11 protein-coding genes are annotated in these 14977 nt (G+C 51.5%); 5 read left to right on the top strand and 6 right to left on the bottom strand.

Annotated elements, in window-relative coordinates; genetic code table 11:
* The first annotated feature begins 65 nt into the window (after positions 1-65).
* The gene (locus PCI15_RS16210; RefSeq protein WP_271270974.1) at positions 66-1115 is read left to right on the top strand and encodes a Leu/Phe/Val dehydrogenase; all 1050 of its coding nucleotides are present in this window, start codon (positions 66-68) and stop codon (positions 1113-1115) included.
* A 69-nt stretch (positions 1116-1184) separates the two neighbouring features.
* On the opposite strand, the gene PCI15_RS16215 is transcribed toward PCI15_RS16210, so the two are convergent.
* The 5 genes from PCI15_RS16215 to PCI15_RS16235 all read right to left on the bottom strand — a co-directional run bounded on the left by PCI15_RS16215 (position 1185) and on the right by PCI15_RS16235 (position 8129).
* A complete protein-coding gene (locus tag PCI15_RS16215) occupies positions 1185-1595 on the bottom strand; it encodes a VOC family protein (RefSeq protein ID WP_271270975.1) in 411 nt (136 codons plus the stop codon).
* Between the two features lie 225 nt (positions 1596-1820).
* Positions 1821-4718, bottom strand: a complete 2898-nt coding sequence (gene gcvP / locus PCI15_RS16220; RefSeq protein WP_271270976.1) for an aminomethyl-transferring glycine dehydrogenase — start codon at positions 4716-4718, stop codon at positions 1821-1823.
* Positions 4719-4991: 273 nt separating this feature from the next.
* On the bottom strand, positions 4992-5381 hold the full coding sequence (gene gcvH / locus PCI15_RS16225; RefSeq protein ID WP_271270977.1) for a glycine cleavage system protein GcvH: 390 nt from the start codon (positions 5379-5381) through the stop codon (positions 4992-4994).
* Between the two features lie 27 nt (positions 5382-5408).
* Positions 5409-6698 (bottom strand): serine hydroxymethyltransferase, encoded by a 1290-nt coding sequence (locus tag PCI15_RS16230; RefSeq protein ID WP_271270978.1) that lies wholly within the window; start codon positions 6696-6698, stop codon positions 5409-5411.
* A 48-nt stretch (positions 6699-6746) separates the two neighbouring features.
* Positions 6747-8129 (bottom strand): L-serine ammonia-lyase, encoded by a 1383-nt coding sequence (locus PCI15_RS16235; RefSeq protein WP_271270979.1) that lies wholly within the window; start codon positions 8127-8129, stop codon positions 6747-6749.
* 565 nt (positions 8130-8694) lie between these two features.
* Here PCI15_RS16235 and PCI15_RS16240 point away from each other — a divergent pair.
* The 4 genes from PCI15_RS16240 to lipA all read left to right on the top strand — a co-directional run bounded on the left by PCI15_RS16240 (position 8695) and on the right by lipA (position 13782).
* Positions 8695-9333, top strand: a complete 639-nt coding sequence (locus tag PCI15_RS16240) for a helix-turn-helix domain-containing protein (protein WP_376787818.1) — start codon at positions 8695-8697, stop codon at positions 9331-9333.
* Positions 9334-9918: 585 nt separating this feature from the next.
* Positions 9919-11277 carry an alanine/glycine:cation symporter family protein gene (locus PCI15_RS16245; RefSeq protein WP_271270980.1) on the top strand — a complete coding sequence of 453 codons (1359 nt, stop codon included), beginning with the start codon at positions 9919-9921 and terminating at the stop codon, positions 11275-11277.
* 219 nt (positions 11278-11496) lie between these two features.
* A complete protein-coding gene (gcvT, locus tag PCI15_RS16250) occupies positions 11497-12612 on the top strand; it encodes a glycine cleavage system aminomethyltransferase GcvT (protein ID WP_271270981.1) in 1116 nt (371 codons plus the stop codon).
* A gap of 165 nt (positions 12613-12777) precedes the next feature.
* Positions 12778-13782: a lipoyl synthase gene (gene lipA / locus PCI15_RS16255; RefSeq protein ID WP_271270982.1), complete on the top strand. Its 1005-nt coding sequence runs from the start codon at positions 12778-12780 to the stop codon at positions 13780-13782.
* Positions 13783-13859: 77 nt separating this feature from the next.
* Here the strand turns inward: lipA and alr are convergent, their stop codons facing one another.
* Positions 13860-14945 (bottom strand): alanine racemase, encoded by a 1086-nt coding sequence (gene alr, locus PCI15_RS16260; protein WP_271270983.1) that lies wholly within the window; start codon positions 14943-14945, stop codon positions 13860-13862.
* Between the last annotated feature and the right edge of the window lie 32 nt (positions 14946-14977).

Genomic DNA, 14977 nt, shown 5'->3' on the forward strand with positions numbered 1-14977 from the left:
CCTGTTAACTAACCCTACGGCTAAACAGCCCACTAACACGCACAGGAAAAAGGAAACACACGGCTATGAGCATTTTCAGCCATCCTGAATATGACCAGCACGAACAGATCAGTTGCTACCATGATCCGGACACAGGCCTACAAGCAATTATTGCTGTCCATAATACCAACCGGGGCCCTGCACTGGGCGGTTGCCGCATGTGGCATTACGCCAGCGATGCAGACGCCCTGACAGATGTATTGCGTCTGTCCCGGGGCATGACTTATAAATCCGCGCTGGCCAATCTGGACCTGGGCGGTGGTAAATCCGTCATTATCGGTGATCCGCAACGCCATAAAACACCGGAACTGCTGGCCGCAATGGGGCGAATGCTGGAACGTACCGGCAACCGTTATATCGCAGCGGAAGACTCCGGCACCAGCGTGGCTGACCTGAGTGTCATGGCCAAGCATACAACCAATGTTGCCGGCATCACCGACCGTATCGGCATTGACGGTGCCCCCTGTAACGGTGACCCGTCACCGGCCACCGCCTATGGTGTGTTTACCGGCCTGAAAGCAGCTGTTCAGCACCGTCTGGGCTGTAATCATCTGGACGGTATTAAGGTCGCCGTTCAGGGCATCGGCAATGTCGGCTACCGGCTATGCGAACTGTTGCATAACGCCGGAGCACAGCTCTATATCACTGATATTCATCCGGAACGGATCACACAGGCACAGGCTGAATTTGGAGCAATCGCCGTGGACGGACAGGAAATTTACAGCGTAGACGCAGATGTGTTCGCCCCCTGTGCACTGGGTGCCGTGCTGAACGATGCAACCATTCCCCTGCTCAGTGCCAAAGTTGTTGCCGGTGCCGCCAATAACCAGCTGGCTGGACAGCGTCACGATCTGATGTTGCAGGAACGGGGCATTCTCTACGCGCCGGACTATGCCCTGAATGCCGGCGGTATTATTGACCTCTACCATGAACGTATTGGCCATGAACACCTGAAAGTCCGGGCACATATTGAAACGATCAGTGACACACTGAATGAAATCTTTCAGCGATCAGCACAACAGAAACGCCCTACCGGCGAGATTGCCGATCAACTGGCAGAAGAACGTTTCAGATAAACCCATTCTCTGTCTGCTTTGAAAATACCGGCTGGGTAAGTTGTCCTTACCCGGCCGGTTTCTTAACACCTACAGATAACACACCGCTTGCAGCTTGTTACCATCCGGGTCACGCACGTACGCAGCAAAATAGTTATCACCGTAATGCCCGCGTATGCCGGGCGCTCCTTCATCACAGCCCCCGTTTTCCAATGCCGCTTCATAAAACCTCTTAACCGCATCAGAGGAACCTGCCTGTAACGCCAGATGGCTGCCATTTCCCACGCTGGCAGACGCACCGTCATAGGGGGAGTAAATATAAATATAAGGCAGTTCAAACCCATCCCCCTCTTTTACAGGCCGCGCATAAGCGGGTGGCTTACCTTCAGGCTTAGGGATTCTGTGCAGCCCCAGTGTGGGCATTACCGCATCATAAAATGCGGCTGATTTTGATAAATCATTAGACCCCAGGGTCACATGACTGAATACGCTGTGTGTCATTATACGTACCTCCCTGATGAAGCTGTTTGCGCAAACATAACCGGATAAGCATCATAATAAACATCTATGGCAGCCTACAACGAAAAAAGGCGCACCCGTTAGGGTACGCCTTTGTTTAAGCTCGACGGATAGAGCTTACTCTCACGCTTGGGCACATCATTTTACTACTCGTATCGGTAGCTAACGATGTTTGTTCAGCCCGGCATGAATCCGGGCTGTTATCTGTTACTCGTCGCGGTAGCTGTCTACACCCGGGCAGGAACAGATGAAGTTACGGTCACCGTAAACGTTGTCGATACGGTTAGTCGCTGGCCAGAACTTATTCGCGCGGGTAGCAGCATTCGGGAATACCGCTTCTTCACGGGAGTAAGGACGTTCCCAGTCTGCGCTCATTACATCAGCCTGAGTGTGAGGCGCATTGCGCAGCGGGTTGTTATCCGCAGGCCATACACCAGACTCAACCTTGTTGATCTCATCACGGATCTGAACCAGAGCATCCACGAAACGGTCGATCTCAACCTTGGACTCAGATTCAGTCGGCTCGATCATCAAGGTACCGGCAACCGGGAAAGACATCGTCGGTGCGTGGAAACCGTAGTCCATCAGACGCTTCGCGATATCTTCTTCAGATACACCGGAAGACTCTTTCAGCGGACGGATATCAACGATGCACTCGTGCGCAACCTTGTTGTTACGGCCACGGTACAGAACCGGGTAGTGTGCCGCCAGCTGCTCAGTCATGTAGTTGGCATTCAGGATCGCCATCTGCGTGGAACGCTTCAGGCCAGACTTACCCAGCATCTTAATGTATGCCCAGGTAATCGGCAGGATCGCGCCGCTACCATAAGGCGCTGCTGCGACAGCACCGTTGTCAGCACTGACCACACCGGTCGGGCTGACCTGATGACCAGGCAGGTATGGTGCCAGGTGGCTCTTAACACCGATAGGACCAACACCCGGACCACCGCCACCGTGCGGGATAGCGAACGTTTTGTGCAGGTTCAGGTGAGATACATCAGAACCGATAACGCCTGGCTTGGAAATACCCACCTGAGCGTTCATGTTGGCACCGTCCATGTACACCTGACCACCGTTTTGGTGAATGATGTCACAGATTTCAACGATCTCTTCTTCGTATACACCGTGGGTAGACGGGTAAGTGATCATCAGTGCAGACAGGTTGTCTTTATGCAGTTCAGCTTTAGCACGCATGTCAGCAACATCAACGTTACCGTTGGCATCACATTCAGTGATCACAACTTTCATGCCCATCATGGCTGCAGATGCAGGGTTAGTACCGTGTGCTGATGAAGGAATCAGACATACGTTACGGTGACCTTCACCGTTTGCTTCCTGATACTTACGGATCGCCAGCAGACCGGCGTATTCGCCCTGTGCACCGGAGTTAGGCTGCATAGAAACGTTGTCGTAACCGGTGATCTCAACCAGATCAGCTTCCAGTTCGTTGATCATTTTCAGGTAACCCTGAGTCTGATCTTCCGGCGCGAACGGGTGCATGTTAGCGAATTCAGGCCAGGTAACCGGAATCATTTCTGCAGTCGCGTTCAGCTTCATAGTACAAGATCCCAGTGGGATCATACCGTGAACCAGCGAGTAGTCTTTGTTTTCCAGCTTCTTCATGTACCGCAGCATGTCAGTTTCGCTGTGGTAGCTGTTGAATACAGGGTGTGACAGAACCGCATCTTCACGACGCTGTTCAGCAGAGATACCAGTCGCAGCACCACCAACGATGTCAGCATCCAGTGCAGCAACGTCCAGGCCGTGACCTTCACCCAGAACAATATCAAACAACTGTGCAACATCAGCAGCAGTAGTGGTTTCGTCCAGAGAGATGCCCAGCTTATCAGCAGCAACATTACGCAGGTTACAACCGTTATCCAGACCACGCTGATAAACCTCAGCAGCGGTTTCAGGCAACGTCAGGGTCAGGGTATCAAAGTACGTGTCATTCAGAGCAACGCCCTTGCTGCGCAGGCCGTTCGCCAGGATCGCAGTCAGACGGTGTACACGCTCAGCAATGGTCTTCAGACCTTGCGGACCGTGGTAAACTGTGTAGAAAGACGCCATGTTTGCCAACAGCGCCTGAGCAGTACAGATGTTTGAGTTAGCTTTCTCACGACGGATATGCTGCTCACGGGTCTGCATCGCCATACGCAGCGCCTGATTACCGCTGGTATCAACAGATACACCGATGATACGGCCAGGAACAGAACGCTTCAGTTTTTCACTGGCAGCGAAGAAAGCAGCGTGTGGGCCACCAAAGCCCATTGGTACACCGAAACGCTGAGCAGAACCCAGTACAACGTCTGCACCCAGTTCGCCCGGTGACTTCAGTAACATCAGCGCCAGCAGGTCAGTCGCAACAGCAACCATGGTCTTCTGAGCTTTTGCCTGTTCGATAACGGCTTTAATGTCGTGAATATCGCCGTATGTGCTTGGGTATTGCAGCTGAGCACCGAAAGCGTCTGCAGCTTCCAGATCAGTCAGCGGGTTACCGACAACCACGTCGTAGCCGAAGTATTCAGCACGGGTTTTGATAACAGCGATGGTTTGTGGGTGAACATCGTCAGCCACAAAGTAAACGTCAGTCTTCTTGCGGTTAGAACGCTTGCACAGCGTCATGGCTTCTGCAGCAGCAGTTGCTTCATCCAGCAGAGACGCGTTCGCCAGATCCATGCCGGTCAGGTCCATTACCATCTGCTGATAGTTCAGCAGTGCTTCAAGACGGCCCTGAGCAATCTCAGGCTGATAAGGCGTATAAGCGGTGTACCAACCCGGGTTTTCCAGAACATTACGTAAAATAACGTTTGGTACCTTGGTGTTGCTATAACCCATACCGATGTAAGACTTATTTACCACGTTTTCACTGGCAAGAGTCTTCAGGTATGCAAGGGCATCACTTTCAGTAACGCTGTCATCCATCGTCAGGGCATCATCCAGACGGATCGAGTCCGGAACGGTTTTTTCAATCAGCTCATCTAAAGAGCTAACGCCCAGGGAATCCAGCATTTCGCGGGTTTGTTCAGCATCCGGGCCGACGTGACGGCGGGTGAAATCACCCGTCTGTAATAGATCACCCAGGGTATGAGTATCTGTAGCCATAACAATAACCTGTCAGTACACCGTCCGGCCGCTTATCAAAATACAACAACGACCGGAACAAATTATTTGAAGAATGCAGTCAGAAAAATCAGTTCATACTGCCCTGCATCCCCGTAGGGGGTGCGGGCCGGTGCTCATGAGGGCTGAGCGTCCGGCCCGCGGTTTGCCAAAGAACTTAAACTTTTACCTAATGTATACAGATCAGACGGTTCGACTCTCAACCGTGAACGTGTAAGAGCGGTGCCCAAACCATCTGATCTACACAGGGAGTCCTTAGGCTTCTTCGGCAATCGTTGCTGCGTATGCTTCAGCATCCAGCAGCTTTTCCAGTTCAGCAGCATCAGCCACTTTCAGTTTAGCAATCCAACCGCCTTCGAAAGGCTCGCTGTTTACCAGATCCGGCTCGTCTTCCAGCGCTTCGTTCACTTCAACAACTTCACCGCCAACTGCAGCGTAGATGTCAGAAGCCGCTTTTACAGACTCAACCAGAGAGAACTCTTCGCCAGCAGCAACTTCACGGCCAACTTCAGGCAGTTCAACGAATACAACGTCACCCAGCAGCTCCTGAGCGTGGTCAGAAATACCAACTGTTACGGTGCCGTCACCGTTGTCCAGAACCCACTCGTGGCTAGGGGCGAAGCGATAGTTTGCAGGAATGCTCATGTTTAATTTCCTTAAGTAATATTCAGATTAACGGTAAAGAGGGAATTTCTGGCACAAAGCTTCCACCTGGGTGCGAACCTTGGCCTCTACCTCAGAATTGTCGTCAGGGTTAGCCACTAAGCCGTCCAAGACATCGTTGATCAGATTACCGATCAAGCGGAATTCTTCTTCACCAAAACCACGGCTGGTACCGGCAGGTGTACCCAGACGGATACCGGACGTGATCATTGGTTTTTCAGAGTCGAACGGAATACCGTTCTTGTTACAGGTAATGCCGGCACGCTCAAGAGCGTCTTCTACCGCATTACCTTTCAGGCCTTTAGGCCGTAAATCAACCAGCATCAGGTGAGTGTCAGTACCGTCGGTGACAACCGCACAGCCACGCTCAACCATAACCTCAGCCAGCGCCTGTGCGTTAGCAACAACCTGCTGGATGTACGTTTTAAATTCAGGACGCAGCGCTTCACCGAATGCAACAGCCTTTGCAGCAATCACGTGCATCAGAGGACCGCCCTGCAGACCCGGGAATACAGCAGAGTTAATCTTCTTACCGATATCCAGATCGTTAGACAGGATCATACCGCCACGTGGTCCACGCAGGGTTTTATGAGTAGTCGTTGTCACAACGTGCGCGTGTGGCAGCGGGCTTGGGTGTACACCTGTCGCAACCAGACCGGCGATGTGCGCCATGTCGACCATCAGGTATGCGCCAACCTTGTCAGCGATTTCACGGAAACGGGCAAAATCAATTTCACGTGGAATAGCAGAACCGCCAGCAATGATCAGTTTAGGCTGGCATTCAACTGCCTGCTTCTCAACCGCATCGTAATCAATACGGCAGTCTTTTTCAGACACACCGTACTGTTCTGCTTTAAACCATTTACCAGACAGTGCAGGACGTGCACCGTGCGTCAGGTGACCACCGGCATCCAGAGACATACCCAGAACAGTGTCGCCCGGCTGCAGCAGCGCCAGCATAACCGCGCCGTTCGCCTGAGCACCGGAGTGCGGCTGAACGTTAATGAATTCACAGTTGAACAGCGTTTTAGCACGCTCAATTGCCAGGCCTTCTGCCTTATCAACGTACTCGCAACCACCGTAGTAACGACGGCCCGGGTAACCTTCAGCGTACTTGTTAGTCAGTACAGTACCCTGCGCCTGCATCACTGCTTTGGAAACAATGTTTTCAGAAGCAATCAGCTCGATCTGGTTTTCCTGACGGACAAACTCTTCGTTGACAGATGCCATCAGCTCGGCATCAGCAGCTGCCAGATCCTGGCTGAAAAAGGCTTCAAGGGCCTGATCGTTATGACTCATTTTTAACACTCGCTCTTAGTTTTATTCCACAGCATTAGCAGGCCGCTGTTAACAGGCAACAACGTTAACAGCCAAACCGCCCTGGGACGTTTCTTTATACTTATCTTGCATATCCAGCCCTGTCTGACGCATGGTCTCGATGACTGAATCCAGGGAAACGTGGTGCTCACCGTCGCCTCGCAGCGCCAGGCGGGCAGCGTTAATCGCCTTCACCGCTCCCATCGTGTTTCGTTCAATACAGGGCACCTGCACCAGACCGGCAATCGGATCACAGGTCAGCCCCAGGTTATGTTCCATACCGATTTCAGCGGCGTTCTCCACCTGCTGAACCGTGCCGCCCATGACTGCGCATAACGCACCGGCCGCCATGGAACAGGCAACACCAATCTCACCCTGACAGCCCACTTCAGCTGCCGAAATCGAGGCATTCTTTTTATACAGCATGCCAATAGCTGCTGATGTTGCCAGAAAATCAAAGATGCCCTTTTCATCGGCACCCGGTACAAAACGGTCGTAGTAGGCCAGAACCGCCGGAATAACACCTGCCGCACCATTCGTCGGAGCAGTCACCACGCGGCCTCCGGCAGCGTTTTCCTCGTTCACAGCAATGGCGAACAGGTTAACCCAGTCCATGACGGCCAGTTGATCCTGTAATGCTGCCTGACTATCATCCTGCAGTTCTTGATATAAAACAGGTGCACGGCGTTTAAGATCCAGGCCACCGGGTAAATCACCCTTTTCATTGCAGCCACGCTTAATACAGGCGTCCATTACATCCCAGATCTGACGCAGCCTGACTGTCACCGTTTGCTGATCATGGAACGCCAGTTCATTCTTCTGTATCAGTTCTGCGATGGTCATATTATTGCTGTCACACAACGCAAGCAGCTCTTCGCCATTATCAAAGTGATATGGCACGCGAACAGCCGGTTCAGCACCGGCCCCCTGCTGATCGGCTTCGGCGTCACTCAGAACAAAACCACCGCCGACAGAATAAAAGATAGCATCATGTAAAATCACACCGGCGGCATCATAGGCAAAGAAGCGCATTCCGTTCGGATGCTTGGGCAAAGACTCGCCAAAATGGAACGGCAGATGTTCAGACTTAATAAAAGGTACGGCATGTGTACCCGCTAGCCGGATCACACCCTGCGCTTCGATCTCGCGGATATACTGTGGAATCATGTCCGGATCTACAGTATCCGGGGCTTCGCCCAGCAACCCGACCATGGTCGCCACATCGGTTGCATGGCCCACACCGGTCATTGCCAGGGAACCGTATAACGCTACTTTAACGCTGGCGATCTGATCCATAAGCTGTAATGCGTCGAGTGAATCCAGGAAACGGTTTGCCGCGACCATCGGTCCAACTGTATGAGAACTTGAGGGCCCCACACCTACTTTATATAAGTCAAAAATACTTAACGGCATTGTCATAACCTGCGTGGCGCTGCCACGTTCACTCTTATTATTAAAAGAGCCTTTATTGAAAGCTCTTACAGCATGTGCCTGTCGGCTGTATCTGCAAGCTGTTCCGTCAGACAGCCATCTTTTATATGGCTACCTCAGGCAGTGTTTCATAACACCTGTCTGATTCTTATCTGCGAAACAACGCAACATAAACTATAGTTTTCTCAGACTAGCAACACTTATTTCCAAAATCAACAAAAAGTTTCTTATAGGAAACATCTTGTTTTTGAGTAAACGGACACCTTTGTGTCTATTCGCGTCGCCTATAAGGTTATTCACTTTTCAAGGATTGCTGCCTTGTGTAATATTGCTGGCAGGGCATATTGATTTGTCTGGGTCAAATGGCAGTAAACATAGCGTTTGCTAAACAGAGACTTAGATGTGTTTTTAACTTAATAATTACAACGTGACCACACGTGCTTATTGTTTGAACCTATGCTTGTACACCTGTTTTTGATGAAGGATACGCTGAAGATTTTCAGTGACACTTTTGGCAAAAACACCCTGATCGTTATGGTAAAAAAATATGTCCGAAAAACCGTCTTTTCTGCAATCTGAAAAAACCCTGGAAGTCAGTACCCAGTCTCCCAATGCTGAAGCAATGGTGGAGCCGCTTGAACTGGGTAAACGGGTTCGTGAAATCCGCTTAAGTCAAAATCTGACCTTAGAAGAAGCCAGCAAGCTGACCGGTCTGGCACGCTCAACTCTGTCAAAGATCGAAAATGAACAGATCTCCCCTACCTTCACCGCTGTTAACAAGCTGGTAAAAGGCCTGGGCATTGATATTCCCCAGCTGTTCAGCCAGCCAAAACAGAAAGCACCCGGCAGCGGTGGCCGCCGCGATATCACCCGTAAAGGTGAAGGTCGCCCCCACCCGACGCCAACCTATGAGCATGAACTGCTGGCCACTCAGCTGAGCAGTAAAAAAATGGTACCGTTCCGTACCACAGTCCGCACCCATTCATGGGACGAATACCAGGACTGGATTCGCCACGACGGTGAAGAGTTCCTGTTCGTCATCAGTGGCAGCATCATGTTTTACACTGAGTTCTATGAGCCCATTGAACTGCACACCGGTGACAGCGCTTACTATGATTGCGAAATGGGTCATGCACTGGTTTCTACCAGCGAAGAAGACGCTGAAGTACTGTGGGTTACTGCTTAATTAAGCAGCAACCCCCCCTCTGTTAACAGCTCTCCCCTGACACACCACAACTTCAGATCCTGTAATGCCTGCCTGCTGCTTCTTTATTACAGGCGCCCGGTAACCGCCCCGCCGGGCCGGCAATAACCGCCATTCCTGTGCATTTCATACAAAAACAGCTGATACGTCAGCTTTTCCAAAAAGAAACATACCTGCTCGCAGCCCTGCCCTCCGGCAGGAATGCACAGATTCTCTGATTTTCCGTTTACTTTAGGAAACATGCACCATTTCAGGTCGTTTTGTAGATTTTTTTCATTCCCCCTTACGACTTTAGTCCCTTGTAATTAAAGACAAATCGCTGGACATATTTCCGGACTGGCTGACAAAGAACAGGTTTTACGCCATTTTGGGTTGGAAAAATATTTCCTTGTGGTGTATCTTGTTTCCTATTGGAAATTAATTTTCTGTTTTCGCAAAAAAGTTTTCTGAGGAAATCACTTCTCCAGAAATCGACTAAGCTTTGACCGGGAACTGATTTTCAAAACCGTCGACCCGTCCAGGGGTTGTCGGTTAACAACAACAATAAAACCTTCTGGAGTCTCCTTTATGGAAACGTTAACTTCGATTATTGGTGAGATTAATAGCATCGTTTGGGGTCCAATGATGCTGGTCTTGATCTTAGGTGTCGGCTTATTCCTGATGTTAGGTTTACGTCTGATGCCAATCCTTAAGCTGGGTACAGGTTTCAGCCTTCTTTGGAAAGGCCGTACCAGCGAACAAGGTGAAGAAAAAGAGGGCGAGATCTCTCCATTTCAGGCGCTGATGACTGCGCTTTCTGCGACTGTAGGTACTGGTAATATTGCCGGTGTTGCTACAGCGGTATTTCTGGGTGGCCCTGGCGCCCTGTTCTGGATGTGGTGTACTGCTCTGGTAGGTATGGCTACTAAGTACTCCGAGGCTGTTCTGGCGGTTAAATACCGTGAAGTCGACGAAGAAGGCAACCATGTTGGTGGCCCGATGTACTACATCAAAAACGGTCTGGGTAACAAGTGGGCCTGGCTGGGTACTGTTTTCGCAGTATTCGCTGCGGTAGCTGCTTTCGGTATCGGTAACACTGTACAGTCTAACTCTGTTGCAGACGTTATCCACGCTAACTTCAGCATCCCTACCTGGGTAACAGGTGTTGTGCTGATGGTTCTGGTTGGTCTGGTACTGATCGGTGGTATCAAGCGTATCGGTAATGTTGCCGGTTCTCTGGTACCTATCATGGCAATTGCTTACCTGACTGCCGGTCTGATCGTTCTGGGTATCAACTCTGAAGCGATCCCTGCTGCGCTGGACATGGTATTCACTCACGCGTTCACTGGTACTGCTGCTGAAGGTGGTTTCGCAGGTGCTGCTGTGTGGATGGCGATCCGCTTCGGTGTTGCACGTGGTGTATTCTCTAACGAAGCAGGTCTGGGTTCTGCGCCTATTGCACACGCTGCTGCGCAAACCAAGAGTCCTGTTCGTCAGGGTCTGGTCGCAATGCTGGGTACATTCATTGATACACTGATCATCTGTTCTATCACAGGTCTGGTAATCATTACCTCCGGTGAATGGACTTCAGGTGTATCCGGTGCAGCGCTGACATCTGCGGCATTCGCAAGTGCTCTGCCTGGCCTGGGTAACTACCTGATTGCAATCTCTCTGGCTATCTTCGCCTTCACTACAATCATCGGCTGGTCTTTCTACGGTGAGCGTTCTATCGAATATCTGTTCGGTGTGAAAGCAGTTAAGCCTTACCGTGTACTTTGGATCCTGGCTGTACCTTTAGGTGCAGTAGTTAGCCTGGATTTCATCTGGCTGGTAGCGGATACGCTGAACGCTATGATGGCAATTCCTAACCTGATCGCTCTGGCACTGTTGAGCCCGATCGTATTCAAGTTGACCCGGGAATTCTTTGACAACAAAGAAAACGGTTAATCTGTACCCGATCAGCTAACTGCGGTTATCTGATCCCTTCAGCCTTATCCTGATCCAGGTTAAGGCTGATTTATGGAAAATGCATTATCCTCAGTCTCTCACTGAATAGTGTATTTCCCATAAATCTGAATAAGCCGCGGTCGGTTTACTGACTGACCGCAGTATTTGTACAACCGCAATGGCCTGCCACTGGCTGCCATGCATCTATCGGAGATAGCAATGTCTGAACTGCACAAAACAGCTTTGTATGACCTGCACCTGGAACTGGGCGCGAAAATGGTACCTTTCGCGGGTTATGATATGCCTGTTCAGTACCCATTAGGTGTGAAGAAAGAACACCTGCACTGCCGTGACAACGCCGGTCTGTTTGATGTTTCTCACATGGGTCAGGTAAAGCTGGTTGGTCAAAACGCTGCAGCGGTACTGGAAAAGCTGGTACCTGTAGACATTATTGATCTGCCCGTTGGCAAGCAGCGTTACGCGCTGTTCACCAACGAAGAAGGCGGCATCATGGACGACCTGATGGTTGCTAACTACGGCGACCACCTGTATCTGGTTGTTAACGCTGCCTGCAAAGAGCAGGACATCGCTCACCTGCAGGCAAACCTGTCTGACGGTGTAACCCTGGAAATCATGGAAAACCGCTCTCTGGTCGCTCTGCAGGGCCTGAAGGCTGCTGAAGCACTGGGTCGCATCTGTCCTGAAGTACACGATCTGGTATTCATGGATTCCCGTGCACTGACCATTGACGGCGTTGACTGCCTGATCAGCCGTTCCGGTTACACCGGCGAAGACGGCTACGAAATATCTATCCCGAGTGATCAGGCTGAAGCCCTGGTTCGCCGCATTCTGGCTGAGCCTGAAGTTGAGCCAATCGGCCTGGGTGCCCGTGACTCCCTGCGTCTGGAATCCGGCCTGTGCCTGTACGGCCACGACCTGGATCAGACCACTACCCCTGTTGAAGGCAGCCTGCTGTGGGCGATCAGCAAGTGTCGCCGTGCAGACGGCGAACGTGCTGGCGGCTTCCCTGGCGCTGACATCATCTTCGAACAGATCGCGACCAAGAACATCAGCCGCAAGCGCGTTGGCATGATTGCTCAGGGTAAAGCCCCTATCCGTGAAGGCGCTGACATCACCGACGCGGAAGGTAACAAGATCGGCGTAGTTACCAGCGGTTCTTTCGGACCGACTCTGGGTGTGCCAATTACCATGGGTTATGTCGCAACTGCGCACGCAGCTCTGGGCACTGAAGTATATGCTAACGTCCGCGGTAAAGCTTTGCCTATGGTGGTGTCCAAAGCACCATTCATCGAACAACGCTACTATCGCGGTTAACAGTCTCACCGGGGTCACACTCGGTGAGATTATGCACTTCCGAAGCAAATGCCTTAGTCTCTAGGGCATATTTTTAGAGCCTCGTGAGCGAGCTTGCCTCTCAGCTACGCCTGCAATACCCTGGCTCTCTTTTTTTCTTGTTTTAACTTTGCATAGGTAACCGCTATGGAGCTTATCCCTGTTCAGGAATTGCCGGCACTTAAAGATTTAAAAGGCGAATCCAAGATGGCCCGTTTGAAGATCAAACCGGACCCGAGCCGTGAGCGCCTGCGTAAACCGAAATGGATCCGCATTGATGCGCAATCCAATGCCAATGTTAAAAAAGTAAAGAAGCAGCTTCGCGACCTGAAACTGCATACCGTGTGTGAAGAAGCCTCCTGCCCTAACCTGGCTGAATGTTTCAGCCACAAAACCGCCACACTGATGATCATGGGTGCGATCTGTACCCGTCGCTGTCCGTTCTGTGACGTGGCTCACGGCAAGCCTATGCTGCTTGACCCTGAAGAGCCAAGAAACGTTGCTGAAACGATCAACAAGCTGGGGTTACGCTACGTCGTAATCACCTCTGTTGACCGTGACGATCTGCGTGATGGCGGTTCCGGCCATTTTGCCGAATGTGTTAAGGAAGCAAGAGCGCTGAACCCTGATCTCAAAGTAGAACTGCTGGTACCGGACTTCCGTGGCCGTATGGCAGTGGCACTGGATAACCTCAGTGAACACGTGCCGGACGTTCTTAATCACAACCTGGAAACCGTACCGCGCCTGTATAAGCAGGTACGGCCAGGAGCTGATTACCAGTGGTCACTGGACCTGCTGAAACAGTTCAAAGACCGCCATCCGCAGGTAGATACCAAGTCCGGCCTGATGGTCGGTTTGGGTGAAACCAAAGAAGAAATTCTTGCAGTGATGCGCGATCTGCGCAGCCATAACGTTGATATGATCACCATTGGTCAGTACCTGCAGCCAACCAAGCACCACCTGGCTGTGGAACGTTATGTCACACCGGAAGAATTCAAGGAATATGAAGTACTGGGCTATGAGCTTGGCTTCAAGAGTGTCGCCAGCGGCCCGATGGTCCGTTCTTCTTACCATGCCGATATGCAGGCTAAGAATGTAGACGACACCACCCCGCTGAATGACGCCGCGCTGGCACTGGCGAAAGAAGCCTGATCAGCAGAGACAGCGTACAGACGTACACAAAAAAAGGAGCCGACGGCTCCTTTTTTATTATCTGTCAGTTCAGCAGATTACTTGTTCACATACTCTTTGTGCACCCGGCGGGTAATGCCGGTAAACAGTGTATAAGGAATGGTTCCGGCATAACCGGCGATTTCCGCCGCTTTCAGATCCTTGCCCCAGAATTCTACTTCAGTGCCAACATCCGCACCCTCGATTCCGGTCAGATCAATCGCCAGCATGTCCATAGATACCCGGCCGATGATGCGTGAACGCTGGCCATTAACCAGCACCGGCGTACCGGTACCCGCATAACGGGGATAACCGTCTGCATAACCCAGCGCAACAGTGCCGACACGGGCAACGCCCTCTTCCGGGGTCCAGGTACCGCTGTAGCCAACCGTTTCACCCGGTTGAACATCACGTACAGCGATCACTTCAGAGGTCAGTGTCATTGCCGGAATCAGCTTATCCGCATTGTCCTGTGCCTGTTCAAACGGTGTCGCACCGTACAGCATCAGCCCCGGACGCAACCAGTCACGGCGGGCATCGCCCCACTCCAGGATACCGGCCGAGTTAGCAATGCTGTTTGGCGCATCAATGCCCTGGGTATGGGCATCAAAGATTTCCATTTGCTTAGTGGTCATGCTGTCATTCGGATCATCGGCGCTGGCGAAGTGGCTCATCAGAATCACATCAGATACATTATCCAGCGCAGTCAGACGCTGGTACGCCAACTGATAATCTTCCGGAGCAACACCCAGACGGTGCATGCCAGAATCCATTTTCAGCCAGACTTTAACCGGCTTGCTCAGCTTAGCTTCGGCCAGCACATCAATTTGCTGCAGGCTGTGAATAGCAGTCCACATACCGTTCTCGCTGATGTACTCCAGCTCACTGGCTTCAAAAAAACCTTCCAGCAGCAGAACCGGCTTGCTGATACCGGCTTCCACCAGCTCCACACCTTCTTCGATACAGGCAACCCCGAAAGCATCCGCTTCGCTTTCCAGTGCTTTAGCCACTTCAACGGCACCGTGACCATAAGCGTTAGCTTTAATGATCGCCGCAGCATTACTGCTCGGGCTCAGGGAGCGGGCCAGACGGAAGTTATGCCGGATGGCATCCAGATCTACACGAATTTTGGCAGCACGACTCATATGTTCTTATTACCTTAAATCAGCCAGACTCC

Source organism: Aliamphritea hakodatensis (assembly GCF_024347195.1).
Classification (GTDB): Bacteria; Pseudomonadota; Gammaproteobacteria; order Pseudomonadales; family Balneatricaceae; genus Amphritea; species Amphritea hakodatensis.